The following is a 24,273-nucleotide window of genomic DNA, read 5'->3' as shown; positions in this document are numbered from 1 at the left end:
TCAGCGCCGCAGCTTGTAGCCGAAACCGCGTACGGTCTCGATCCGTTCGGCCCCGATCTTCCCGCGCAGCCGCTGCACGTGCAGGTCCACGACGCGCGTGTCACCGTGCCACGCGTGGTCCCAGACGCGGTCCAGGAGCGTACGGCGCTCCAGTACCACACCCGGCGAACGCGCGAACTCCAGCAGCAGCCGCAGCTCCGTCGGCGTCAGCGCCAGCACCTCACCACCGCGCCGCACCTCCAACGCGAGGCTGTCGACGGTCAGATCACCGAAGACGTGCGTACGCGCCGCGCCCGCCCCCGCGTCGGTGGCCGCGTACGCGCCTCCGTCCGCACCCGTACGGGGCACCGCGCGCGCGGACGACACGTACGGCGCGGAGGGTGGGGTCGAAACGTCCGACGGGGGCGGCGCGAACGACGCCCGGCGCAGCAGCGAGCGGATACGCGCCACCAGCACGGCGCTCTCCACCGGCTTGACCACGTAGTCGTCGGCGCCCGCCTCCAGACCCGACACGATGTCGAGCGAGTCGCCGCGCGCGGACATCATCAGGATCGGCGTCGTACTCGTCTCCCGGATACGGCGGCACAGCCCGATCCCGTCCAACTCCGGCAGCATGATGTCCAGGAGCAGCAGGTCCGGCTTCTCGGCACGGAAGTGTTCCAGGCCGGTGATGCCGTCGGCGGCGGTGCGGACGGTGAAGCCGTACCGCTCCAGGAGCATGCCGACCGTACGGCGGATGATCTCGTCGTCCTCGACGATCAGCACGTGCGCCTCGGTCACGGCGGGCTGCTGCTGCGGCGGCGGGGGCGGCGGTGGCGGTGGCGTCATGGGGCTCCGTCCGCCCGGGGTTCGGGTACCGGCGAGGGGGCTCTGCCGGTGCCCTCGTCGGCGGCGCTCGGTTCGGGGAACGGGCCCCGTCGCACGATGTCCTCCTGGCTGTCGCCGTCGTCCCCTGGACCGGGCTCCCGCGGACCCGCCTCCCGCGGCACGGCGTCCTCCGGGGTGTCACCGGCCCCGCGCGGCGTACCGCCCTGCTGCGCTCCGGCGTCCCCACCGGGCGACAGGTCCTCCCCGAGCCGCGGCCCGAGCGGGGACATCAGCTTGCCGTCCCAGCGGTAGCGGGTGGTCTCGTCGTTCTTCGTACGGGCCCCCGTCACCACGTACCTGCCCGTGATGATCAGGTCCTCGCCGAGCGTCGAACCCGTCATGCCCGCATCCCCCCAGGCGATCAACACCGGCCGTACGGTGCGCTTCTCGGCCCGGTAGACCGCGATCAGCGTCGCCTCCAGGCGTTCCGAGTCCATCGCCACCAGCAGCTCGTCGGCGCCGTCGCCGGTCAGGTCGCGGTAGACGGGCTCCCGCAGGCCGCACCGGCCACCCGGGCAGTCCCGGAGGCCGGTGCGCATCCAGTCCGACACGTTCGGGTCCTTCGCGATCAGGTCCTCGACCGGCATCGCGCGCAGCCCGCCGGACGGCAGGGTGACCTTGAGGGGCGAGTACGTCTTGCCGTACGTCGGCTCCGCCGTCTCCGTCGGGGGCGCCGTGTGGTCGGGCCACAGCGGCATGGCGCTCGGCGGCGCCGACAGCGCGGGTGCCGGGCCGTCGTCGCGGGTGCCGTCGTCCACCGCGCAGCCCGCCGTGACGATCGCCGTCAGCGCCACCGCCAGCGACAGGGTGCCGCTGCGCGCCGGTACGGGCCGCCGGGCGCCGACCTCTCCGCGACCGGCCCGCTCGGCCCGCTGGTCCCGCTCGGCCCGCTGGTCCCGTTCGGCCCGCGGGTCCCGCCCGGCTCCGGTACGTCCGCCCTCGGCGGTCCCGGCCTCCCCGCGCGCGGACCCGGGCTGTACGGCGCGCACGTCGGCGCGGCGGCGCGAGGGCCACGACGGGTGTCGCGGGGAGCGCTCCGTGGGGCGGGGGGTGCGTGAGGGGGCACGGCGCATCGCCCGCCAGCGTACTGCCCGGGGTGCGGGACGCCGCCGGGTGCCGCCGGGGGGCCGCCAGGGGGCCGGGGAGCGGCTGGCGGCGGTACGGGGGAGCGGGCGGCGGCGTGCCGGTGAGCGGTCGGCTCAGAGCGTCAGCAGGTCCTCCAACTCGGCCCGGAAGAGGAGGGCGGGGTCGAAGCCCATGCCCGTGAACTGGCCCGCCAGCTCCAGCGACAGCGCGCCGTGCAGCCGCGTCCAGAACTTCAGCGCCCAGTGGAGGACGGCGGGCGGGGCGGGGTGGTCGCGCGTCCAGCCCCGGTGGCTCGCCAGATGGCGCGCGAACGCGGACCCGGCACCGTCGTCGCCCGCCAGTCCCGCGCCCGTGTCGAGCAGGATCTCCATGATCTCGGCGGCGATGGCGGTGGTGTCGTCGGGCGCGTGGTAGCCGGGGACGGGGGTGCCGTAGAGGAGGAAGTAGCGCTGGGGGTCCGCGAGGGCCCAGTCGCGCAGCGCGAACGCGAGGTCGGCCGGGCCCGCGTCCTGCTCGTCGGCGGACGAGCGGAGGGTGTCGGCCAGGTCGCGGTACGCGTCCCGGATCAGCTCGGTGATCAGCTCGTCGCGGTTGGCGTAGTAGCGGTAGAGGGCGGGGCCGCTCATGCCCATCTGCTTCGCGATCGCGTTGAGGGAGAGCGCGGACGCCCCGGCGGTGGCGATCTGCTCCCACGCGCGTTCCTTGACCTCCGTACGCACCTGGGCGCGGTAGCGCTCGCGGGGGTTCTCGTGCCCGTACCGGCCATGGTCTGCCGCCTTCCTTCCCGTAGCTACAAGCTCACGTGAGAGTGAGAGGTTATCACTGTGCGATGCGATGGTGTTGGCTCGACCGTGCCACCCTCCCCGCGTGTTAGAGGCTGTAACGAAAGCTATTGACGCTCGCGACGAGACTGAGTTATAACTTCTCACGAAAGCGAAAGCACTTCACTATCAGTCGCACACCACGGAGGTCGTCATGAGCGCCGAAGGACTCGTCGAGGTCGTTCTCCCGGGCAAGGTCGAGCCCGAGGGGCTCCAGATCCGCCACGGAGCAGTCCCCACCCCCGGCCCCGGCGAGGTCGTCATCCGCATGGAGGCGACCGGCGTCTCCTTCGCGGAGCAGCAGATGCGCCGCGGGAAGTACTTCGACCAGCCGCCGTTCCCCTTCGTCCCCGGCTACGACCTGGTCGGCACCGTCCTCGCCGCGGGCGACGGCGTCGAGCCGGGCCTCCTCGGCACCCGCATCGCCGCGCTGACCAAGATCGGCGGCTGGTCCAGCCACCTGGTCGTGGAGGCCGCGGACGTGGTGCCCGTGCCCGACGGGGTCAGGGCGGCGGACGCGGAGGCGTTCGTCATCAACGGCCTCACGGCATGGCAGATGCTGCACCGCAAGGCACGCGTCCGCAGCGGTCAGACCGTCCTGGTGCTGGGCGCGAACGGCGGCGTCGGCTCCGTGCTGACCCAGTTCGCCCGGCTCGCGGGCGTGCGCGTCATCGGTACGGCGTCGGCACGCCACCACGACGCCCTGCGGGAGCAGGGGGTGACGCCGATCGACTACCGCACCGAGGACGTCGCCGCCCGCGTCCGCGAGCTGGCCCCCGGCGGGGTGGACGCCGTCTTCGACCACGTCGGCGGCAGCGGCATCGTCGACTCCTGGCGCCTGCTCGCCCCGGGCGGCTCCCTCGTCGGGTACGGCAGCGCGTCCACGCGTGACGACGAGGGCTCCAAGCAGCTGCCCGTCCTCAAGCTGCTCGGCCGGATCTGGCTGTGGAACGCCCTGCCCAACGGGCGCAGCGCCTCCTTCTTCAACACCTGGGCCGGTCGCTCCCTCTCCAGGAGCCGCTTCCGGGCCCGGACGCGCGCCGACCTCACGCAGGTCTTCGCCGCCCTCCAGCGCGGCGACGTCGTCCCCCGCATCGCCGCCCGGCTGCCGCTCACCAGCGCCGCCGAGGCCATGCGGCTGGCGGAGTCCGGCACCGTCGTCGGAAAGATCGTCCTGACGCCGTGACGCCGTGACGCCGTGACGCCGTGACGCCGTGACGCCGTGACGCCCGGCCACGGCGCCGGGCGGAGGGCCCCGGCCCGGACCGCTCCCCGCCGCCCCGGACCGCGCCCCTCCGGCCCCGTGCCCCGTACCCCGGCCCCCGCTCCCCGCGTACGGTGCTGCCCGGACACCGCCGCCCCGCCCGGAAGGAAGCCGTCACGATGCCACCGCCCCCGGAGGGAGCGCCGCCCCTCCGCGTCGTGCTCGCCGACGACGAACGCCTGGTCCGTACGGCCCTCACCGCGATCCTCGACGCCGAGCCGGACCTGCGCGTGGTGGGCGAGGCGGTCAACGGGGCCGAGGCCGTCTCCGTCACCCGCGCGCTGCGTCCCGACATCGTGCTCATGGACGTCCGGATGCCTGAGGTCGACGGCATCCGCGCCACCGAGCACCTGCTGGACGTGATGGGCGCGGACGCGCCGCGCGTCCTCGTGGTGACGACCTTCGAGAACGACTCGTACGTCTACGACGCCCTCCGCGCCGGAGCCCACGGCTTCCTGTTGAAGCGGGCGGCGGCGGAGGACGTGGTGGCGGCCGTACGCCTGGTGGCGCGCGGCGACTCGCTTCTCTTCCCGGCCGCCGTGCGCAGGCTCGCCGCCCACCACGGCGCCGGTCGGCGCCTGCGCGGTCTCGGCGGGCGCCTCACCGAGCGGGAGGGCGAGGTGCTGCGGCTGATGACGCGGGGCCTGACCAACGCGGAGATCGCGACCCGGATGGGCGTGGGCGCCGCCACGGTGAAGAGCCATGTGGCGGCGGTGCTGGCCAAGTTGGAGGTACGCGACCGTACGCAGGCGGTGATCGCCGCGTACGAGCACGGCTTCGTCACGGCGGGCGACACCCTCCAGCCGGGTGACACCCTCTAACGGACGCAAACATGACGCCACCTGTCAGGTAGGTGCCCCGATACTCCCGGAACGGAGGCCGCCCTCGCGAACCCTCGACGGGGCGACGGCCACCGGGAAACGGAGTACGGCGATGAACAGCACCCACGCACTGTCCCAACGGGTGCGGGGCCCGGTCCTGGCGCCCGGCGACGCGGGTTACGACGCGGAGACCGCCGGTTTCCAGTCCGGCCTGGAGCAGCGCCCGGACCTGGTCGTCGGCGCGCGGGACGCGGACGACGTACGGGCCGCGGTGCGGTACGCCGCCGACCACGGCATGCCCGTACGCGTGCAGGCCACCGGCCACGGCACCCCGGCCGCCGCGCGCGGCGGGATGCTGCTGGGCACCCGCCGCATGGACGCCGTACGGGTCGACCCCGTCGCCCGCACGGTACGGGTGCGGGCGGGCGCCCGCTGGGAGCAGGTGATCGCGGCCGCCGCCCCGTACGGGCTCGCGCCGCCGAACGGCAGCGCCCCGCACAGCGGCGTCGTCGGCTACACGCTCGGCGGCGGACTGGGCCTGCTGGCACGGCGGTTCGGCTACGCGGCGGACCAGGTGCGCGCCGTCGACCTGGTGACGGCGGACGGCCGCCTCCGCCACCTCACCGCGACGGACCTGGCCGACACCGCCGACGCGGTGCCGACCGAGGACCCGGACGGCGAGCTGTTCCGGGCGTTGTGCGGCGGACGTTCGGGCTTCGGCGTGGTGACGGGCCTGGAGATCGGGCTCGTGCCGGTGCCGCGGCTGTACGGCGGTTCGCTGGCCTTCGACGGGCAGTCGCTGCCGGAGGTGCTGGAGGCGTACCGGGACTGGACGGAGGACCTGCCCGAGGAGGCGACGTCCTCCCTGGTGGCGATGGTGTACCCGGACGTCCCGCAGGTGCCGGAGGCCCTGCGCGGGCGCCACGTGGTCCAGGTGCGCCTCGCGTACACGGGCGCGGCGGCCGACGGCGAACGGCTCGTGGCCCCGCTGCGCGCGGTCGGCCCGCGGCTAGCCGACGGGCTCCGCGACATGCCGTACGCCGAGAGCCCGACGATCCACCGCGACCCGACGGACCCGCACCCGTACACGGGCAGCAACACGCTGCTCTCCGCTCTCGACCCGGCGGCGGTCGCGGAGTTCGCCCGGCGCGGCGGGCCCGGCGCGGAGTTCTTCAGCGTGGTGCAGCTGCACCACCTCGGCGGGGCGCTGTCCCGCCCGCCGCGCGGGGGGAACGCGGTCGGGCACCGGGACGCGCGGTACTCGCTGAGCGTCCTGTCCGTGGCGGACGCGGAACGGGAGGCCGAGGCGCGGGAGTTCCAGCGGCGGTCGGAGGAGCCGTTGGCGCCGTGGGCGGTCGGCCGGTTCCTGAACTTCCTGTTCGGCGTGACCACTGCGGACGACGTGCGCGCGGCGTACGAGCCGGGAACGTGGCGGCGGTTGGAGGGACTGCGGCAGGCGTACGACCCGGAGGGGCTGTTCCGTACGGAGGCGGCGACGGGCTCCGCGCGCGCGTGAGGGTGTAACGGGGGCGAGGACGTAACGCCGGAACGATCGCCTCACCCGGACGACAGCGGGACACCGCACGCCCGCGCACCGCAGCCGCGAAAAACCGCTGGGCGGGCAGTACGCCGTGAGGCGCGCTGCCCGCCCAGTCCTGAGGGGGTGCTCCGTCCGGCCGGAGCCGGACGGTCGTGCTGGTCGGTGCGGTGTACGTGGCGGGCGGTACGTGTCGGCGGTACGCGTCAGGCACGCGCCGGACACGCGTCGTCCGTCAGTCGGCGGTGCTCACACGGACGTAGTCCACGACGAGTTCCTGCGGGAACTGCGTGCTGCCGTCGGGGTCGCCGGGCCAGTAGCCGCCGACCGCGAGGTTGAGGATGAGGAAGAAGTCCTTGTTGAACACCCAGTCGCCGTTCACGTCGCCGGGACCGCGCTCCTGGAAGACGTTCCCGTCGACCGACCAGGTCACCTTGTCCGGCGCCCAGTCGATGGCGAAGGTGTGGAAGTCGTCCGCGAAGGCTTCGCCGTTGGGCAGGGTGTACGCGGCGCCGACGCCGCCCTCGCCCGAGTAGCCGGGGCCGTGCAGCGTGCCGTGCACGGTGCCGGGCTCCTTGCCGACGTTCTCCATGATGTCGATCTCGCCCGAGGCGGGCCAGCCGACGTCGCCCATGTCGCTGCCCAGCATCCAGAAGGCGGGCCAGATGCCCTGACCCCGCGGGATCTTCATCCGGGCCTCGACGTGCCCGAACTTCTGGGTGAACTTGCCGGAGGTGTTGAGGCGCGCGGAGGTGTACTCACACGTGCCGTACCAGCACTGGTAGTTGCCCGGGTTCTCCTTGCGGGCGGTGATGACCAGGTTGCCGTTGCCGTCGAGCTTGGCGTTGTCGGTGCCCGGCGTGTACCACTGGCGCTCGTGGTTGTTCACGTTGTCGCCGGTCTCGGTCTGCCACTTGCTGCCGTCGACACCGGAGCCCGCGGCGCCGTCGAAGTTGTCCTCGAAGGCGATGGCCTTGGTACCGGCACCGGCCTTCGTGTCGGCCTTCGCCGAGGCGGACTTGGGCGCGGCGCCGGGGTCGTCGGCGGCCATGCCCGTGTTGACGGTCGTCCAGCTCAGGACGGCGGCCATGCCGACGGCGAGGGCCGCGGTCGTGCGCGGGCGCCTTCTCATGTGGGTCAGCTGCTTGTTGAAGATGGAACTCACCTCGTCTGCGCAGTGGGGGGACACGCTTCTGTGAGTGACAAGGGTGAGGCCCTCGCGCCAGGCACGGGTGGGGGCTCCGTGCCGGGCCCACGACGGGCTCGCCGCAGGTCCATACTTTTGCTCGGTCGGTGAGTTAACTCTCTTGATGAGGTCCCGTCAAGAGAGCCGTGCTCACGTCAAGTCTTGAAGAAAGAGCGCTCTCAAGGGGTGACCGGCGTCCACCGGCCCCCCGCCGACCCGCCGACCCGCCGCTGATCCTCCTGGGTGACCCCGGGGCGGCGCGGATCGTTGGTCAGGTCATGGCAGTAATGGTGACGCACTGGACGACTGCCGACGGCCGGGGCGCAACACTTCCGTGTCCGCCGGACAGCTCCCTGGGAACCCCCATCTACGCAGCCCTGCTGCACGAGTGGTCGCGCGCGGGCCGGACCGTGCCGAGGGAGGACGACTCCGCGCACCCGTACACGTACGAGCGCCCGCGCTCCCGTGCGTACGACCGCTCGTACGACCCGCCGCCGCCCACGCGGCAGCCGGCCCCGCTGCCGCTCCCCGGGACGTACGGTGCGGGGTCGTACGGCTCCGGCTCCTACGGCTCCGGTACGTACGGCTCCGGGTCCTACGGCACGGGCGCGTACGGCGCCGGGCGGTACGACGCGCACGAGCCGTCCGCCGCGTCGGGGGCCCCGGGCCCGTACGGCTCCGGCGGGTACGGGCAGCAGCCCCGGGGCGCCACGCCCCCGCCGCACCACCAGCCCGCGCACCAGCACCAGCCCGCGCACCAGCACCAACCCCCGCACCAGCACCAGCCCCCGGACCCGTACGAGCCCCCGCACCCGCACGAGACGGACCCGCCGCTGCCGCTCGCCGCCCGCGCCGCGCCCACCCCCGCGTCGTCGGCGTCCCCCGCGTCCCCCGCGTCGCCCTCCGGCGGCGGCTCCGGCTGGCAGCGCGTCGGCACGCTCTGAGCGACACCCTCCACGCGGGGTGCCGCCCGCTCGGGTCGCAGAGGTGGGCGGAAGCGGTCAGATTGGGACGGTGAAGGAGTATCCGGGCAGCGACGACGCGGCTCCCCCCGTCCGGGACGGCGCCGACGGGTTCGACGGCACCGTTCCGCACCCTTACGCGCGCTGGGTGCCACCGGCGCTGATCGTCTCGGGTGTGGTCGTGGACTTCTCGCTGCCGCGCGACTACACCCCGGCGGCGCTGTTCGCCGCCGCGCCACTCGTCGCGGCGCCGCTGCTGTCCGCGCTGGGGACCGCCGTGTGCGGGGCCGCCGCGCTGATCGCGCTGCTCGGCACGTTGTACTTCTTCGGCGGCCCCTCCTGGGGTGACGCGGTCATGACGGTGGCGACGATGGGCGTCGTCGCCGTGCTCGCCCTCGGCATCAACCGTCTCGTCCGCCGCGTCAACCAGCAACTGGTCTCCGCCCGCGGCATCGCCGAGGCCGCGCAGCTCGCCGTACTGCCCGTGCCCCCGGCCCGGATCGGCGGACTCGACGTCGCCGCGCGGTACGAGGCCGCGCAGTCCGACGCCCGGATCGGCGGCGACCTGTACGCGGTGCAGGACACGCCGTACGGGGTGCGGCTGATCGTCGGGGACGTGCGCGGCAAGGGGCTCGGTTCGGTGGACGCCGTCGCCGTGGTCATCGGGGCGTTCCGGGAGGCGGCCGAGGAGGAGGCGACGTTGGAGGGGGTCGCGCTGCGGCTGGAGCGCGCCCTCCAGCGGGAGGGCGGCAGGCGCCGCGGGCTGGACCAGTTCGAGGGCTTCACCACGGCCGTGCTGGTCGAGGTCCCGGCGGCCGATCCGGGACGGCTGCGGATCGTCAACCGCGGGCATCCCGCGCCGCTCCTGCTCGTGGGAGGCACCCTCCGCTACCTGGAGCCGTCCGTGCCCGCACTGCCGCTCGGCATGCACGAACTGGGCTGCTGGCCGGACCGCGCGGACGCGGAGCAACTGCCACCGGGCGCCCAACTCCTGCTCTACACCGACGGGTTGTCCGAGTCGCGGGACGAACGGGGCGTGTTCTACGACCCGGTGCGGCGGCTGTCGGGGGAGCGGTTCGACGGTCCGGAGGCGCTGCTGGACATGCTCGTCGCGGACGTACGGCGGCACGCGGGCGGCGGGAACGCCGACGACATGGCGCTGTTGGCGCTGCGGCGTCGGGCGGCGGAAGCGGAACCGGGGCCCGACGCGGGTACGGACGCGGGTACGGGCGGGGCACCGGTCCGGGGGAGTGAGGCGGCGGCTCAACGGGCGCCCCACCGGGGACGGTTGGCCCGCGTGGCCGCGCGCCGTCGATTCCTCCGGCACTGCCCGGAGTCGTGATCATCCGGCGACCTGGCCGTGATCCGGAGTGTGATCCACCACGTGCCGTGCCCCAATTGCCCTTCTGTGAAACCAAAGTCCGGGCCAAAGCGTTCGCAAAATCGTGGGAACCGCTTGGAATCTCGGCCGCAAGTCTATTAACGTTCGATAACGCAGCGCGGTCGTCACTGCCGTCACGAGAGACGGCACCGTGCGCCGTCGCCTAATCCCGCAAGCGCAGCATCACGAGCAGCACGAGGACCCACGTGACACTGCGCGGAGGGAGCCGGGGAACCACCACTTGGGGTGAATCGGACTCGTCCCGCCCATGGACGCGCCCGTAGGAGACCTTCCTGCTCCGAACCCGTCAGCTAACCCGGTAGGCGAGAGGGAAGGAAAGGAGAGCGCCCCCAGTGGCGTCGAACAGGCATGCCCCCGAGGCGTCGTACGGCCCGTACCAGTACGAGGCGGGCGGCACCGGCCACCACTTCGGTGACGGCCACGGAGCGTACGAGACACAGGCGTTCTCCACCACCGGGCTTGCCGAGCACACGGGTCCGCCCGTCGGTGCCGCACTCGGTGAACCGGCCGTGACACAGGCGTTCGCGCAGGCCCCGTCCCTCCAGGCACCCTCCCTCCCGACCGCGCGCCTCCAGGCGTACGGCCCCGAGCCCGACGCCGCGGGCTGGGACGAGTGGAACCCGACCGAGGACACCCTCCGGCCCGTACGCGGCAAGCACCGCGTGGCCAAGCAGCGCGGCGGAATGGCCCGCAGCAGCGCCGTGTTGGGCGTCGGCGTGATCGCCGCCGTCGGCGCGGGCGGCATGGCCTCCGCCAAGGAGAAGCAGCCGCCGCCCGTCTCGGTGCCGGACCTCGCCACGGTCGCGGGCACCGTCACCGAGGAGTTCCCCGCGGCGAAGGAGCTGCCGGGTGTCAGCACCCTGCTCGCCGACGACGCGGACGCCACCGCCGCCGAAGCCCCGCTCAGCCAGGCCGCGTTGAACGGCGGCGACTCCGAGGACGGCCAGGGCGACCCCGGCGAGGCGCTGCGCGAACGCATCCTCGCGCAGGCCGCGCTCCAGCAGTCCGAGGCGGACCGTACGGCACGTGAGGACGCGTCGGCCGCCGCCGCGAAGGCCGCCGCCGAGGCCGCCGCCGACAAGGCGGAGGCCGAGGCCGAGAAGAAGGCCGAGGCCAAGCGGAAGGCCGCCGAGGAAGCGGCGAAGAAGGCCGAGGCCGAACGGCTCGCCAAGCTCGCCGCGAGCTACACCCTGCCGACCTCCAACTTCCAGCTCACCTCCGGCTTCGGCCAGGCGGGCGGCATGTGGCAGAACGACCACACCGGCCAGGACTTCGCCGCGCCCACCGGCACGCCCGTCAAGGCGGTCCACTCCGGCACCGTCAAGGAGGCGGGCTGGGCCGGTTCGTACGGCTACCGCATCGTGCTCCAGCTCGACGACGGCACCGAGGTCTGGTACTGCCACCTGTCGTCGATGCAGGTGTCCGCCGGTGCCGACGTCAGCACCAAGGACGTCATCGGCAACGTCGGCTCCACCGGCAACTCCACCGGCCCGCACCTGCACGTCGAGGTACGGCCCGGTGGCGGTGACCCGGTCGACCCGCTGAGCTGGCTGCGCGGCAAGGGCCTGAACGTCTGACCCCGGGACGTACGGGACCGGGCGTACGGGAGCGAGCCCGACGGGCCGCCCGTACGCGGGCCCGAACGGGGCGCCGCCGCACGGCGGTTGACGCCCCGCCCGGCCCGGGACCGCACCGGGCGCCACCGGCACGGGCGGGCACCGCCGCCGGAGGCGCCCGGAGAACAGAACACCGACCAGCGGCCCCCCACGTCCCGTCCAGGGACCGTGACCGCCGCCCCGTGACCCGCCCGGAGCCGTGACCCCCACCTCGGCCCCGGCGCACCGAGGGGAACGGGACGGCGGTCGCCGGGGCCCGCGGTCCGTACGGTCCGGGCGGACACCCCCGTGCCCCGCCCGCACCCCGGACCCACGCACCACCGCACCGACCGTCACCGTGCCCCGCGCCTCTTCCCCCGGGAGGCCCCGGTGCGCACGCGTGCGCGGTCCGGACCGCCGGCGGTCCTGGTGAACACCCCCGACACCAGGGCCGTCGGCGCCTCCGCCCCGCCGGGAACGGCCGCTCGGCTCGGCCCCGCCGCTCAGCCCCGCCGAGGCTGCCCGTACGCCCGCTCCACCCGGAGCCGTACGACCTGCCGCCGGTCGGCGACCATCGCCGCGCGGTACTCGTCCCAGTCCGCGTGCTCGCCGCGGATCGCGCGGTACACCTCGATCAGCTCCTCCACCGCCGCGTCGCCGGGATCGGCCGCGACCGCGGACAGCTCGGCGGTGCCCTCGGCCACCGTCCACGACCAGCCGTCGTCGCTCGTCACGTGGTAGCTGGCGCGGGGATCGCGCGCCAGGTTCCGGGTCTTGGCCCGGTCCGCGGTGACGGAGACGCGGAGGAGGCGGGTGCCGGGATCGTAGGCGTGGTTGACGTTGGACAGCTGCGGTCGGCCGTCCCGTTTGAGCGTGACGAGCACGCCCCGGTCGTACGCGGTGAACAGCGCCAGCAGCGCCTCGTCCCTCGCCTCGTCCCGCGCTTCATCGCTCGGTGCCGCCTCGGCCACGGTGGTCTCCCTCTCCACGGGTCGTGCCACGGGTCTGCTGGGTCTCCGCCCGCCCGCGCGTGGGACTGTGTCCCACGTCACGCGCCACGGTGAACCCGAAGATACGCGACACCACCGACAACGCGCCCCCGCGTGCCCCGACAGCCGCCTACGGGGCGGTGGTCGCCCACTCGTCGACCGTCAGCACGTCCCCCACCGAGAGCTTCCCCGGCCGCACCACCGCGAGCTTCACGCCGAACGCGACGCCGCCCGCGTCCGTACGCCGGTAGTCCGCGAGCGTGCGCAGCGGCTCGGGGCCGCACTTCACGCCCGTCTCCTGGTCGACGGTGGTGACCACGCACCGGATCGCGGGCTTCGCGTAGCCGAACTCCGCGTCGCCCGCCCGCAGTCGGCGCAGTCCGTCCTCGGCGTGCGGCACGCCGTCCCAGCCGTCCACCAGGACGTTCGCGCGGAAGCGGCTCGGCGGCAGGGGCGCGGCGCCGCGCGCGGTGAGCCGCTCGTTGAGCGCGTCCAGGGTGGGCAGCGACAGCAGGTGCAGCGGGGAGCTGTCGGCGTACGCGGTCGTGCCCGGGGTGAGCCCGTCCGTGACGCGCGTGTGCTCGGGCGGCACCCGTACGAGCCGACTCGCCTCGCCCAGCGTCTCGGACAGCCAACCGGCGACCTCCTCGCCCTGGTCGACGCCCTGGTACGCCACGCCGAACAGCTCGACGTCCCGCCGCGGCGCCGCCGTGTCCACGGCGATCCGCAACGGGTCGACGCCCGGCCCGTGCAGCGTCAACCAGCCGCCGTCGGGCTCGATCTCGGGGCGTACGAGGGCGAGTCGGGGGCTTCGGCGCTGACTGCGGAAGACGCCGTCCTCGTCGGTGACGAGGAAGCTGCGGTCGTGCGCGAGGCCCGCGGGTGTCACGAGGACGTCGTGCGCGGTGACCCCCGCGCAGCCCTTGATGGGGTAGCTGATCAGCCCCGTGATTCCGGCCATGCGGTCAGCCTAGCGGCCGGGTGTCCGGCCCCGCCGCGTACGGGGCGAAGCCCTCCTCCCGCCGCAGCAGCCCCTCCGTCACGAACGCCGCCGTCCCCAGCGCCCGCAGCGCCGGGTCGGCCGCCGCCCGTGTCACCCAGGTCTCCGGGGTGGGCCCGAACAGCTCGCGCAGGCGGGCCGATCCGGCCAGCAGCCCGGCCAGTACGGCGGGCTGCGGGCCGCAGCGCAGGGCCGTCCTGTCGGGCGCGGGACGGGCGAGCACGCCGCGCGCGCTGTGGTACACGTACGCGCCCGGCAGCCGCCGCCCGCCGGGCAGTGTCACGGCGAAGGGCACGTCGCCGGTGGCATCCGCGTCACCCGTGTCCTCCGGTTCGCCTCCGTCGTCCGATTCGCCGTCGCCGTCGCCGTCGCCGGGGAGGAACGCCCGCGCGTAGTTGGGCAGTTCGGTGCGGTCCACCGCCGCCAGCTGTGCCGCGTCCAGCCAGGTGAGGACGAGCGCGGAGGTCGCCCCCGGCACCACGTACGGCGCCGCCGCCACGTACCCCGCCGGGCTGACGTGCGCGGACAGGCCCACCGCGAGGCCCCGCACCCGTACGGGCACCATCGGCAGCGCGTGGGAGCGGCCGAGCCGCGCGAGCTTGTGCCGGACCTGCCCCGGCGCCGCGTTGGAGCCCACGGCGAGCACCGGGAAGCGCGCGGCGACCGGGTCGAGCCCGCGCCGCGCCAACAGGCCGTCGACGGTGGTCCGTCGGGGCGCGCCGGGCAGCTGCACGGGCCACTCCCCGAGGGGGCCGCCGGTCGGACGCAGCTCCAGCAGGTCGTCGCCGTCGAGCAGCGACGGGCCGTCGACGGGCCGCCCCGGGTACGTCAGCGGGCGCAGCGCGGGCACGTCGGTGAACCCCAGCGCCTCCAGGCTCCGCCCCCGTACGGCGGACCCCCGTCCGTCACCCGCCGCCTCCGCCCGCGTACCCGCCATGCGCGCCCGCTCCCCGTCCCGTAGGTCCGCGTACGGAGGTACCGCCGCCGCGCGCCACCCTGCCAGGTGACGGTGCCGGATGACGACGCCCGCGCGCGTGACCTGTGCGGTCACCCACGGGTGCCTGGCGCGCGAAAAAGTGCGTCCTTCCGCGCGGAACGGGGCCTCCCTACGGTGACGGGGTGACCGGCTGAACCGGTGCCCCTCCACCCCGTCCCACCCCACCCCCCGACCGATCGACCGTACGGAGCGTGCCGTCCATGACCGTCCTCAAGACCTACGCCCGCCTGTGGACCGACGACCTCGACCGCGCCCTGCCCCTCCTCCAGGAGCTGACCGGCCGTACGGAACCCGACCTGCGGCTCCCCTTCGAGGACGTCGAACTGGCCGCGATCGGGGACTTCCTCGTCATCGCGGGCACCCCGGAGGCGCGCGCCGCGTACGCGCACGCTTCCGCCACCGTCGTCGTCCGCGACCTCGACCGTACGGAGGCCGTACTGCGCGCCGCCGGTGCGACGATCACGACACCCCTCACGGCCGGTCCCACGGGCCGTTTCCTGTACGCGCGGCACGCGGACGGCGCGGAGGCGGAGTACGTGGAGTGGGTACCGGACCTGGTCCGCCGCCTCGTCCCCGCCTGACCCCCGTCGCGCCGAAAGGCGGCCCCCGCGACTCCGGAACGTAGAACGCCCGTGCGCCCGTACGCCCCCACGGCGGGTGTGCGGACGGTACGTGGACGGAAAGTGGTCACCCTCGGGCCCCCTCCGCCGATAACCACTCTGTGAACGGTTCCGGCAGGGTGAGCGCGACGAGGTGGCGGCAGTGAACGTGTCGAGGGCGCACGGGCGGCGGACGTACGGGGCGGGCGGTGGTGGGGAGGCCGCGCTGACCATCGCGCTGCTGGCGGAACCGCGCGCCGTGGGCGATCTGCGCCGCACGGTCCGCTGCCACCTCGTGCACAGGGGGCAGGCCCGGCACTCCGACACCGCGCAACTGTGCGTCAGCGAACTGGTGTCGAACGTCATCAACCACGTCGGTGAGGGCGTGCCCGTCACCCTCCGCGTGACCCTCTCCCGCGACCGGCTCCGCATCGAACTGACCGACCCCGCACCGCATCTGCTGCCCACCCTCGTGCGCGCGGGGGACGAGCAGGAGTCGGGCCGCGGGTTGGCGCTGCTGGACGTGTTCGCGGACAGCTGGGGCGTCGTCGAGCGGACGGTGGACAAGACCACCTGGTGCGAACTGCGCACCGCCCCGGAACCGCCTGGCGAGGCCGTCCCCGAGGCCGTTCCGGACCGGCACGGCGGCGTCGGGCGGCGGCCGTAGGCTGCTGCCGTGACCGAGCCCCCGCACGACGGATCCGCCGCGCCCACCCCCGCAACCGCGCCTCCGCGCGCGCGGAGGGTGGTGGTCGCGGGGGCGGTGTACGACGCGGGCCGTCTGCTCGCCGCGCGGCGGACGGAGCCGCCCGCGCTCGCCGGACGCTGGGAGCTGCCCGGCGGCAAGGTGGAGCCGGGGGAGACGGAGCGGCAGGCGCTCGTACGGGAGTTGCGCGAGGAGCTGGGGGTGGCGGTCGAGCCGCTGGACCGGATCGACGGCGAGTGGCCCGTCGGCGGCGGGCTGCTGCTGCGCGTGTGGCGGGCCCGGCTGCTCGGTGGCACGCCGCGCCCGCTCCAGGACCACGACGCGCTGCGCCGGCTCGCGCCCGCCGAACTGTTCGACGTGGACTGGCTCGACCACGACCGCGCGGCGGTGGCCGTCCTGGCGGACATGCCCGTACCGCCGCACTGATCCGCGGTCCCGCCGCACGCCGCCGCACGCTCCTGGCACCCGTCGCGACCCGCGCTCCGCCCCGCGCGCGGCCAACAACCGCTGCTCCGGGGCCCGTTGCCGTACGGTGTCGCCGCCGCGCGGACGAACCCGGGCGCATCGCGCGTACCGCCGGTGTGCCCGTTCCTGTCCGACACCCTTGACACCCTGCGGCGCACCTTCATCATAAGGAGACTTGAGACTACAACTGACAACGTTGTCACACCTTTTGGGAGGCTCACGTGCGCGGCGGAATCCCAACCGGCCACAGACGTGCCAGACGTGCCAGACCCACCAGGCGCACCGGACTCGTCCGGCGCCTGCGCGCCCCCGCGGTCCTCGTCTCCGCCGCGCTCCTCGCGTCGCTGGCGCCCGCCGGCACCGCGAGCGCGGCCCCCGACCCGGTGCGCAGCGACGGGTTCACCTCGTCGTTCGAGCCGGGTGAACCCGCCCCCGCCTGGCGCGACACGGTGGAGACGGACGCCGACGGCAAGCCCCGTACGGACGGCGTCGAACCCGAGGGCGCACCCGGCGGCCAGGGCATGAGCACGCACCCCGACACCGGCCCCACGGACTCCCCGACCGCCAAGGAGGACGCCGGGTTCACCGGCGAGCACGCGCTGCGCTATGCGGGCAACCACCCCGCGGACGGCCGGGGTTACGCGTACAACAAGGTGTTCGACACGGACGTCGCCGTGGCGAAGGACACCGTCCTCTCGTACCGCCTCTTCCCGGAGATGAAGGACGGCGACCGCTCGTACTCCGCGACGAACGCCTCCGTCGACCTCGCCTTCACCGACGGCACCTACCTCAGCGACCTCCCCGCGCGCGACCAGCACGGCGCCCGCCTGAGCCCCGGCGGACAGGGCGCGTCGAAGACGCTGCTCGTCAACCAGTGGAACCACAAGGAGGCCCGCATCGGCCGGGTCGCCGCGGGCAAGACGGTGGACCGGGTGCTGGTGGCGTACGACGCGGAGAAGGGCGGCGGACCGTTCCGCGGCTGGATCGACGACGTGTCCCTCGCGGAGAAGAAGCCGGAGAAGCCGAAGAAGCACCTGTCGGACTACGCGCTCACCACCCGCGGCACCCAGTCCAGCGGTGACTTCTCGCGCGGCAACAACTTCCCCGCCACCGCCGTCCCGAACGGGTTCAACTTCTGGACCCCGGTGACCAACGCGGGCTCCACGAGCTGGCTCTACGAGTACGCGCGCAAGAACAACGCCGACAACCTGCCGACGCTCCAGGCGTTCAGCGCCAGCCACGAGCCGAGCCCGTGGATGGGCGACCGGCAGACGTTCCAGGTCATGCCGTCCACCGCGGCGGGCACCCCGGACGCCTCGCGCACCGCACGCGCGCTCCCCTTCCGGCACGCCAACGAGACCGCGAAGCCGCACCACTACGGCGTGACCTTCGAGAACGGTCTGCGCACCGATATCGCGCCGACCGACCACGCGGCGCTGATGAAGTTCCGCTTCCCGTCCGACGACGCCAGCCTGATCTTCGACAACGTCGACAACAGCGGCGGCCTCACCCTCGACGAGGAGAACGGCACCGTCACCGGCTTCTCCGACGTCAAGAGCGGCCTGTCGATCGGCGCGACGCGGATGTTCGTGTACGCCGAGTTCGACCGGAAGGCCACCGGCGGCGGCGAGTTGGAGGGTGGCGGCGGCGCGGACGTCACCGGCTACCTGCGCTTCGACGCGGGCGCCGACCGTACGGTCCACATGCGCATCGCCACCTCGCTGATCAGCGTCGAGCAGGCGAAGGCCAACCTGGCGCAGGAGCTGCCCGAGGGCGCGACCTTCGAGCGTGTGCGCGACGACGCGCGGGCGCAGTGGGACGACATCCTCGACACCATCGAGGTGGAGGGCGCCAGCGAGGACCAGCTGACCACGCTCTACTCCAACCTCTACCGCCTCTACCTCTACCCCAACTCCGGCTTCGAGCAGGTCGGTCCGGACCGGCGCGATCGCTACGCCAGCCCGTTCTCGCCCGCCGAGAAGCCGGACACCCCGACGGAGACCGGGTCGAAGATCGTCGACGGCGAGGTCTACGTCAACAACGGCTTCTGGGACACGTACCGGACGACCTGGCCCGCGTACTCCTTCCTGACGCCGAAGCGGGCGGGCCGGATGGTCGACGGCTTCGTGCAGCAGTACAAGGACGGCGGGTGGATGTCCCGCTGGTCCTCGCCGGGCTACGCGGACCTGATGACCGGCACGTCGTCCGACGTGGCGTTCGCCGACGCGTACCGCAAGGGCACCGACTTCGACGCGGAGGCCGCGTACGACGCCGCCGTGAAGAACGCGACGGTGGCGCCGCCCGACCCGGGCGTGGGCCGCAAGGGCATGGACACCTCGCCCTTCCTCGGCTACACGAACACCGACACCAAGGAGGGTCTGTCCTGGGCGTTGGAGGGCTACCTCAACGACTTCGGCATCGCGCGCATGGGTCAGGCGCTGCACGAGAAGACCGGTGAGAAGCGCTACAAGGAGGAGTCGGACTACTTCCTCTCCCGCGCGCAGAACTACGTCCAGCTCTTCGACGAGGACGTCGACTTCTTCCAGGGCCGCAAGCCCGGTGGCGACTGGCGCCTGCCGAAGGACGAGTTCGACCCGCGCGTGTGGGGCCACGACTACACCGAGACGAACGGCTGGAACTTCGCCTTCACCGCGCCGCAGGACACGCGCGGCCTGGCGAACCTGTACGGCGGGCGCGAGGGCCTGGCCGACAAGCTCGACGCGTACTTCTCGACGCCGGAGACGGCCGAGGAGAAGTTCGCCGGCAGCTACGGCGGCGTCATCCACGAGATGACGGAGGCGCGCGACGTCCGCATGGGCATGTACGGGCACAGCAACCAGCCGTCCCACCACATCCCGTACCTCTACGACGCGGCCGGTCAGCCGCACAAGACGCAGGAGAAGGTGCGCGAGGCGCTGTCGCGGCTGTACCTGGGCAGCGAGCTGGGCCAGGGCTACGCGGGCGACGAGGACAACGGCGAGATGTCCGCCTGGTACGTCTTCAGCTCCCTCGGCTTCTACCCGCTGGTGATGGGCGAGCCCGAGTACGCCGTCGGCTCCCCGCTGTTCACCAAGGCGACCGTCCACCTGGAGAACGGCGAGGACCTCGTCGTCGAGGCGCCGGACAACAGCGCGGAGAACGTCTACGTGCAGGGCCTCAAGGTGAACGGCGAGGACTGGTCCTCCACCGCGCTCCCGCACGACGTGCTGGCCAAGGGCGGCAAGCTGGAGTTCGAGATGGGCCCCGAGCCGTCCGACTGGGGCACGGGCGCGGACGACGCGCCGTCGTCCCTCACGAAGGACGACGAGGTGCCGTCGCCCGTGCGTGACGTGAGCGACGCGGACGCGTCGAAGGACGTGCCGGCGGAGCTGCTGGACGACACCTCCGACACGGCGGCCGACGTGAGCGACGCGCCGCTGGCCGTACGCGACGGCGCGCGCGTCACGTCGTACACCCTCACGTCGGACGCCGCGGACGCGGCACCGGACGGCTGGGTCCTGGAGGGCTCGGACGGCTCGGACGGTGACGAGGGCTGGACCGAGGTCGACCGGCGGGACGGGGAGAGCTTCCGCTGGGCGAAGCAGACCCGCGTGTTCCAGCTGCCGGAGGCGGCGGAGTACGCGCGCTACCGGCTCGTACCGGCCGGTGGCGGCGGCACGTTGGCGGAGGTGGAACTGCTCGGCTGACGCGCGGCCCGACCGCGCCCGACCGCCCCGCCCCCGCCGCCCTTACGCGGCGGGGGCGGGGCTTCGGCGTTCCCGGGGGTGTCGCGGGGAGCGTGCCGTGGGGTGGGGGTGGACGGGAGTTCGCATGGGGGTCTAGTCTGAAAAAGAACTAGTCGGAATCGACGAGTAGTCGGCTGCGGGACTTCCCGTGTCGACCGTCCCGCGCTGTCCCACGCTCCGCGCGCGCGGAGCGTGGGACGACGCGGAGGGAGGGGGAAAACGGAGATGGCACCTGCGGACGCGTCAGCCGGCTGGCTGCGCGGTGCCCTCCCGCTGTGCGTGGCCGCCGCGCTCGCGGAGGGCGACCGGCACGGATACGCGCTGGTACGGCGGCTCGCCGACCAGGGGCTGGGCACCGTACGGGGTGGCGCGCTCTACCCCGTACTCGCACGCATGGAGTCCGACGGCGCCGTCGAGTCCCGCTGGGAGGCGGGCGACGGAGGTCCGGGACGCAAGGTCTACCGGCTCACCGACACCGGACGTGAGCGGCTGCGCGAAGAGATCGCGCGCTGGCAGGAGTTCTCCCACGCCATGGACGGGCTCGTGGGACAGGCGGACAGGGAGTTGTCGTGACGGACGGACGGAACACCACGGGACGGAACACCGGCGGACGGAACACCGGCAGACGGAACAGCAGCGGACCGGGCACCGTCGGACCGGACACCGGAGGCGCGGGCACCGACCGTACGGAGGTCCGGGACGACGGGCCCGCGCGCGCGGACGTGGAGCGGTGGGAGGCGCGTGCCCGACTGGCGCTCGCGGGGCACTCCGTGGGGGAGCCCGTCAGCGGCACCGTGCTGGCGGAGGTCGCCGCGCACTGCGCGGAGAGCGGCGAGCACCCGCAGGAGGCGTTCGGCGGGCCGGAGGAGTTCGCGCGCTCCGTGGCGGAGGAACGGCTGCCCGCGGAGGGGGCCGCCCCGCGCGACCCCGACGGGTGGACCGCCGGTGACCACGGCACCGCCGTGGCCGGGCAGACGGGTCTGCTGGCGTTCACGGCCGGTGCGTACCTCACGGTGGCCGACGGCCTCCTGACCGACGTCACCGCGGGCGGCCTCGCCGGTTCCGCCGGGGTCGCCGCGGCGGTGGCCGCCGTGCACGGCGTGCCCCTCGCGCTGCGCGCGGGCCGCCGGGGCCGGGCCGTCGGCTGCGCCGTGGCGGCGCTGGCGGCGGTGTGCGCGTCGGCGGCGGCGTTCACGGCGCTGCCGGACGGGACGCTCGTACGGGCGCCCGCCGCGGGCCTGTGCGTGCTGGGCGTCCTGCTGCTGGCGTGGGCGCTGCTGCACGGCGGGAACGACGACGGGGACGGGCGCGACGGCGGGGCGGGGGGACGTTCCCCCGGGGCCGCGGACGGTGAACTGCCGCCCGGGGCACTGCCGTCCGAGGAGTGGCTGCGGCGGCTGCCCCGGCTCCTCGAAGGGCGCTACGCGTTCTCGGCCGCACGCGCGCGAACTGACGGCGGACGCGGCCCGGCACGTGGCGGAGTCCGGGCGGCAGGCGGAGGACGAGTTCGGCCCGGTGACCGCGTACGCGCGGACCCTCGCCGGTACGGAGCCGCACGCCACCCGGCGCCGCTGGTGGCGGGTGTGGCGCTGGACCCGGCGGGAGGACGTGCGGTACGCGGCGGCCCTCGCGTTCCTCGGCACGTACCTCGCGCACAACCTCCGTACCGACGCCCCGCTGTGGCTGACGGCGGTGGCCGCGCTGGGCACGCTCGCGAGCGCGGCGCTGCTGGTGGCGTCCCGCGCGCGCGGCGCGCGTTGAGCGGCGCGCGCCCGCGCCGGGGCCCCGGGCGCCCGCGCCGCCGGGCGGGGGCGATGTCCGACCCGTCGGCTACGTTGCCCCCATGACCGAATTCGTGCTGGTGGCGGGCGCCTGGCTCGGCGCGTGGGCGTGGGACGACGTGGTGCCGGAGCTGCGCGCGGCGGGCCACGGCGCGCACCCGGTGACCCTGTCCGGGGTGGCGGAGAGACGGGACGTGGCGGCCGGGCAGCGGACGCACGTCGAGGACGTCGTCGCCGTGGTCGAACAGCACGACCTGCGCGACGTCGTCCTCGTCGGCCACAGCTACTCGGGCATCCCCGTCGGCCAGGCCGCCGAGCGCGTCGGTGACCGGCTGGCCCACCTCGTCCTCCTGGACTCCGACGTCCCGGTCGACGGCGGGTCGTTCGTGTCGGAGCTGCCGCACGTGGCGGAGGCGGTCGCGGCACACGGCGGCTCCTGGCCGCCCCCGGCGGCGGCCGACCTCGCGGGCCAGGACCTCGACGACGAACGGGTCGCCCGAGTCCTCGCCCGCTGCACCCCGCACCCCGGCGCCTCCCTGACCGAACCGGCCGTGCTCACCGGCGCGCTCGGCGGCCTGCCGACGACGTACGTCAAGTGCCTGCTGGACGGCCCCGCGCCCACGGAGTCCGTGGCGCGGCTGCTGGCCGGGGACCGCTGGCGGCTGGTGGAGATGGACACGGGCCACTGGCCGATGTTCTCCCGCCCCCGCGAGCTGGCCCGCGTCCTGCTGACGGCCGCCGCCACCGGCCGCGCCTGAGCCGGACACCCGCCGGGCCGACGCCGACCCGCTCGCCCCGCCTGACGCCGGACCCCGCCCGACGCCTGTGCCGGCTGTGGTGGACTCGCCGTATGACGAATCGGGTCCTGTACCTCCTCGGCTGCGCCGCCCCGCCGGTCCTGCTCCTCGACCGCCCCGTCCGCGCGGCGCGGGCCGCGGGCTGGACGGTGTGCGTCGGGCTGACGCCGACGGCGGCGGAGTGGCTGGGGGACGACGGTGTCGCGGCGCTGGAGGAGACGACCGGGCGTCCCGTACGCCGGGTGAAGCGGCGGCCGGGCGAGGTGTCGCCGTGGCCGGAGCCGTCGGTGTCGGTCGTCGCGCCCGCGACGCTGCACACCGTGGACAAGGTCGCGCTCGGCCTGACCCCCGACTGGCTGTCCGGGCACGCGGTGGAGGCGATCGGACGGCGGCTCCCGCTGGTGGTGATGCCGTGCGTCAACAGCGCGTACGCGACGCACCCGCAGTTCGGCCGCAGCATCGCCACGTTGCGGGAGGCGGGCGTACGGGTGCTGTACGGCGCGGGCAGCTACGAGCCGCACGCGCCGGGCGGTGGCCCGGCCGAGGAGTACCCGTGGCATCTGGCGCTGGCGGCCGCCGAGGAGGCGGTGCGGCCGGGCTGAGCCGGGACGCGCCCCACGGGCGTCGTCCCACGGGCGCCGTCCCGCGTCCGTTTTCGCCCTCCGCGCGCGCGGAGGCGGAATACCGTTCCGGCGGGGCGGGTTGCGGGTCGGCATGAGAGCGATAGGTGTCCACGAGTACGGCGGCCCCGAGGCGTTGCGGGTGCTGGACCTGCCCGAGCCGCAGGCGGGCCCCGGCGAGGTCCGTGTCCGCGTGCACGCGGCGGCCGTCAGCCCCACCGACGTGCTGCTGCGCACGGGTGGCCACGCCGTCCGCATGCCCGGCCGCCGCCCGCCGTTCGTCCCCGGCATGGACGCCGCCGGGGTGGTCGACCAGCTCGGCCCGGGGGCGGACGGTCGGTTGGCGGTCGGCCAGCGGGTGGTCGCGATGGTGCTGTTCACCGGGCCGCACGGCGGCGCGTACGCGGACCGGGTGGTGGTGCCCGCCGCCTCCGTGGTCCCGGCGCCGGAGGGCGTCGGCGCGCACGCGGCGTCGACCCTGCTGATGAACGCCCTGACCGCGCGCTACGCCCTGGACTCCATGGCCGTGCCGCCCGGCGGCACCGTCGCGGTGACCGGCGCGGCGGGCGCGGTCGGCGCGTACGCGGTCGAACTGGCCCGCGCCGACGGGCTGACCGTCATCGCGGACGCGGCCGCGCGGGACGCCGCGCTGGTACGGGGCTTCGGCGCGGACCATGTCGTGGAGCGCGGCGCGGGGGTGGCGGACCGCATCCGGAGCCTGGCGCCCGGCGGTGTCGCGGGCCTCGTGGACGGTTCCGTGCAGACCGCCGAGGTGCTGCCCGCGCTCGCGGACGGCGGCACCCTGGTCGAGCTGCGCGGCTGGGCCGGTCCGGCCGAACGCGGCATCGCGGTCCGGCCGGTGATCGTCGCGGACCGCATGGCGGACACGGCGGCACTGGCCCGGCTGAGCCGCCAGGCCGGGGACGGCGTGCTGAGCCTGCGCGTGGCGGAGGTGCTGCCCGCCGAGGAGGCCGCGCGGGCGCACCGGATGCTGGAGGCGGGTGGTCTGCGGGGCCGCCTGGTGCTCGACTTCTCCTGACGCGCCCCCGGTAC

The 24,273-nt window shown here is 74.5% G+C and carries 22 protein-coding genes and 1 riboswitch; of the genes, 15 read left to right on the top strand and 7 right to left on the bottom strand.

The features are described 5' to 3' along the window. From D7M15_RS12795 to D7M15_RS12785, 3 genes are all read right to left on the bottom strand, one after another. Complete coding sequence (locus D7M15_RS12795) at positions 1-828, bottom strand: response regulator transcription factor (protein WP_121517627.1); 828 nt, start codon at positions 826-828, stop codon at positions 1-3. Then, entirely contained in the window at positions 825-1,940 is a 1,116-nt protein-coding gene (locus D7M15_RS12790) for a hypothetical protein (RefSeq protein ID WP_121517626.1), read from the bottom strand. The genes D7M15_RS12795 and D7M15_RS12790 overlap by 4 nt, the downstream gene beginning before the upstream one ends. A gap of 126 nt (positions 1,941-2,066) precedes the next feature. Further along, positions 2,067-2,672, bottom strand: coding sequence for a TetR/AcrR family transcriptional regulator (locus D7M15_RS12785; RefSeq protein WP_240649287.1), 606 nt, complete (start codon positions 2,670-2,672; stop codon positions 2,067-2,069). Between the two features lie 256 nt (positions 2,673-2,928). Between D7M15_RS12785 and D7M15_RS12780 the strand changes: the two genes are divergently transcribed. From D7M15_RS12780 to D7M15_RS12770, 3 genes are all read left to right on the top strand, one after another. Further along, on the top strand, positions 2,929-3,960 hold the full coding sequence (locus D7M15_RS12780; RefSeq protein WP_121517625.1) for a medium chain dehydrogenase/reductase family protein: 1,032 nt from the start codon (positions 2,929-2,931) through the stop codon (positions 3,958-3,960). A 197-nt stretch (positions 3,961-4,157) separates the two neighbouring features. After that, positions 4,158-4,859 (top strand): response regulator transcription factor, encoded by a 702-nt coding sequence (locus tag D7M15_RS12775; protein WP_121517624.1) that lies wholly within the window; start codon positions 4,158-4,160, stop codon positions 4,857-4,859. A 112-nt stretch (positions 4,860-4,971) separates the two neighbouring features. Continuing rightward, a complete protein-coding gene (locus tag D7M15_RS12770; protein ID WP_121517623.1) occupies positions 4,972-6,375 on the top strand; it encodes an FAD-binding oxidoreductase in 1,404 nt (467 codons plus the stop codon). Between the two features lie 256 nt (positions 6,376-6,631). On the opposite strand, the gene D7M15_RS12765 is transcribed toward D7M15_RS12770, so the two are convergent. Continuing rightward, the gene (locus D7M15_RS12765) at positions 6,632-7,447 is read right to left on the bottom strand and encodes a glycoside hydrolase family 16 protein (RefSeq protein WP_121520702.1); all 816 of its coding nucleotides are present in this window, start codon (positions 7,445-7,447) and stop codon (positions 6,632-6,634) included. Between the two features lie 413 nt (positions 7,448-7,860). On the opposite strand from D7M15_RS12765, the gene D7M15_RS12760 reads away from it, so the two are divergent. The 3 genes from D7M15_RS12760 to D7M15_RS12750 all read left to right on the top strand — a co-directional run bounded on the left by D7M15_RS12760 (position 7,861) and on the right by D7M15_RS12750 (position 11,523). After that, entirely contained in the window at positions 7,861-8,526 is a 666-nt protein-coding gene (locus tag D7M15_RS12760) for a hypothetical protein (protein WP_165906169.1), read from the top strand. Between the two features lie 166 nt (positions 8,527-8,692). Continuing rightward, entirely contained in the window at positions 8,693-9,886 is a 1,194-nt protein-coding gene (locus D7M15_RS12755; RefSeq protein WP_240649633.1) for a PP2C family protein-serine/threonine phosphatase, read from the top strand. A 189-nt stretch (positions 9,887-10,075) separates the two neighbouring features. After that, positions 10,076-10,266, top strand: a riboswitch (cyclic di-AMP (ydaO/yuaA leader). Between the two features lie 12 nt (positions 10,267-10,278). Next, positions 10,279-11,523 (top strand): M23 family metallopeptidase, encoded by a 1,245-nt coding sequence (locus tag D7M15_RS12750; protein ID WP_240649286.1) that lies wholly within the window; start codon positions 10,279-10,281, stop codon positions 11,521-11,523. 521 nt (positions 11,524-12,044) lie between these two features. On the opposite strand, the gene D7M15_RS12745 is transcribed toward D7M15_RS12750, so the two are convergent. The 3 genes from D7M15_RS12745 to D7M15_RS12735 all read right to left on the bottom strand — a co-directional run bounded on the left by D7M15_RS12745 (position 12,045) and on the right by D7M15_RS12735 (position 14,467). Beyond that, complete coding sequence (locus D7M15_RS12745; RefSeq protein ID WP_121520698.1) at positions 12,045-12,512, bottom strand: PPOX class F420-dependent oxidoreductase; 468 nt, start codon at positions 12,510-12,512, stop codon at positions 12,045-12,047. Positions 12,513-12,660: 148 nt separating this feature from the next. Beyond that, positions 12,661-13,491, bottom strand: coding sequence for an MOSC N-terminal beta barrel domain-containing protein (locus tag D7M15_RS12740; RefSeq protein WP_121517620.1), 831 nt, complete (start codon positions 13,489-13,491; stop codon positions 12,661-12,663). Positions 13,492-13,495: 4 nt separating this feature from the next. Next, a complete protein-coding gene (locus D7M15_RS12735; RefSeq protein WP_127201744.1) occupies positions 13,496-14,467 on the bottom strand; it encodes a hypothetical protein in 972 nt (323 codons plus the stop codon). Between the two features lie 260 nt (positions 14,468-14,727). Here D7M15_RS12735 and D7M15_RS12730 point away from each other — a divergent pair, with 260 nt between their 5' ends. The 9 genes from D7M15_RS12730 (at position 14,728) to D7M15_RS12685 (ending at position 24,259) form a co-directional block, all read left to right on the top strand. Then, positions 14,728-15,108, top strand: coding sequence for a VOC family protein (locus D7M15_RS12730; RefSeq protein WP_121517618.1), 381 nt, complete (start codon positions 14,728-14,730; stop codon positions 15,106-15,108). A gap of 181 nt (positions 15,109-15,289) precedes the next feature. Beyond that, complete coding sequence (locus D7M15_RS12725; RefSeq protein ID WP_165906245.1) at positions 15,290-15,793, top strand: ATP-binding protein; 504 nt, start codon at positions 15,290-15,292, stop codon at positions 15,791-15,793. A 78-nt stretch (positions 15,794-15,871) separates the two neighbouring features. After that, positions 15,872-16,258, top strand: coding sequence for a (deoxy)nucleoside triphosphate pyrophosphohydrolase (locus tag D7M15_RS12720; RefSeq protein WP_121520696.1), 387 nt, complete (start codon positions 15,872-15,874; stop codon positions 16,256-16,258). A 383-nt stretch (positions 16,259-16,641) separates the two neighbouring features. Further along, a complete protein-coding gene (locus D7M15_RS12715; RefSeq protein WP_240649632.1) occupies positions 16,642-19,983 on the top strand; it encodes a GH92 family glycosyl hydrolase in 3,342 nt (1,113 codons plus the stop codon). 264 nt (positions 19,984-20,247) lie between these two features. Beyond that, complete coding sequence (locus D7M15_RS12710) at positions 20,248-20,595, top strand: PadR family transcriptional regulator (protein ID WP_121517616.1); 348 nt, start codon at positions 20,248-20,250, stop codon at positions 20,593-20,595. After that, the gene (locus D7M15_RS28225; protein WP_127201743.1) at positions 20,592-21,869 is read left to right on the top strand and encodes a hypothetical protein; all 1,278 of its coding nucleotides are present in this window, start codon (positions 20,592-20,594) and stop codon (positions 21,867-21,869) included. Before D7M15_RS12710 ends, D7M15_RS28225 begins: the two co-directional genes overlap by 4 nt. Continuing rightward, the gene (locus tag D7M15_RS12695) at positions 21,866-22,561 is read left to right on the top strand and encodes an alpha/beta fold hydrolase (protein WP_121517613.1); all 696 of its coding nucleotides are present in this window, start codon (positions 21,866-21,868) and stop codon (positions 22,559-22,561) included. The genes D7M15_RS28225 and D7M15_RS12695 overlap by 4 nt, the downstream gene beginning before the upstream one ends. Before the next feature lie 92 nt (positions 22,562-22,653). Further along, on the top strand, positions 22,654-23,202 hold the full coding sequence (locus D7M15_RS12690) for a flavoprotein (RefSeq protein ID WP_121517612.1): 549 nt from the start codon (positions 22,654-22,656) through the stop codon (positions 23,200-23,202). 112 nt (positions 23,203-23,314) lie between these two features. Further along, complete coding sequence (locus tag D7M15_RS12685) at positions 23,315-24,259, top strand: zinc-binding dehydrogenase (RefSeq protein WP_121520692.1); 945 nt, start codon at positions 23,315-23,317, stop codon at positions 24,257-24,259. Positions 24,260-24,273 lie beyond the last annotated feature (14 nt).

Origin of the sequence: Streptomyces sp. Z26, assembly GCF_003665095.1 — a bacterium.
Classification (GTDB): Bacteria; Actinomycetota; Actinomycetes; order Streptomycetales; family Streptomycetaceae; genus Streptomyces; species Streptomyces phytohabitans.
The sequence above is the reverse complement of the archived record's forward strand: the minus strand, read 5'-3'. Positions and strand labels throughout refer to the sequence as shown.

Bases quoted from the DNA above. Each gene is read 5' to 3' on its own strand.
- D7M15_RS12795 (WP_121517627.1), bottom strand. From the start codon at position 828: ATGACGCCACCGCCACCGCCGCCCCCGCCGCCGCAGCAGCAGCCCGCC.
- D7M15_RS12790 (WP_121517626.1), bottom strand. From the start codon at position 1,940: ATGCGCCGTGCCCCCTCACGCACCCCCCGCCCCACGGAGCGCTCCCCG.
- D7M15_RS12780 (WP_121517625.1), top strand. From the start codon at position 2,929: ATGAGCGCCGAAGGACTCGTCGAGGTCGTTCTCCCGGGCAAGGTCGAG.
- D7M15_RS12775 (WP_121517624.1), top strand. From the start codon at position 4,158: ATGCCACCGCCCCCGGAGGGAGCGCCGCCCCTCCGCGTCGTGCTCGCC.
- D7M15_RS12770 (WP_121517623.1), top strand. From the start codon at position 4,972: ATGAACAGCACCCACGCACTGTCCCAACGGGTGCGGGGCCCGGTCCTG.
- D7M15_RS12765 (WP_121520702.1), bottom strand. From the start codon at position 7,447: ATGGCCGCCGACGACCCCGGCGCCGCGCCCAAGTCCGCCTCGGCGAAG.
- D7M15_RS12760 (WP_165906169.1), top strand. From the start codon at position 7,861: ATGGCAGTAATGGTGACGCACTGGACGACTGCCGACGGCCGGGGCGCA.
- D7M15_RS12740 (WP_121517620.1), bottom strand. From the start codon at position 13,491: ATGGCCGGAATCACGGGGCTGATCAGCTACCCCATCAAGGGCTGCGCG.
- D7M15_RS12735 (WP_127201744.1), bottom strand. From the start codon at position 14,467: ATGGCGGGTACGCGGGCGGAGGCGGCGGGTGACGGACGGGGGTCCGCC.
- D7M15_RS12730 (WP_121517618.1), top strand. From the start codon at position 14,728: ATGACCGTCCTCAAGACCTACGCCCGCCTGTGGACCGACGACCTCGAC.
- D7M15_RS12710 (WP_121517616.1), top strand. From the start codon at position 20,248: ATGGCACCTGCGGACGCGTCAGCCGGCTGGCTGCGCGGTGCCCTCCCG.
- D7M15_RS12695 (WP_121517613.1), top strand. From the start codon at position 21,866: ATGACCGAATTCGTGCTGGTGGCGGGCGCCTGGCTCGGCGCGTGGGCG.
- D7M15_RS12690 (WP_121517612.1), top strand. From the start codon at position 22,654: ATGACGAATCGGGTCCTGTACCTCCTCGGCTGCGCCGCCCCGCCGGTC.
- D7M15_RS12685 (WP_121520692.1), top strand. From the start codon at position 23,315: ATGAGAGCGATAGGTGTCCACGAGTACGGCGGCCCCGAGGCGTTGCGG.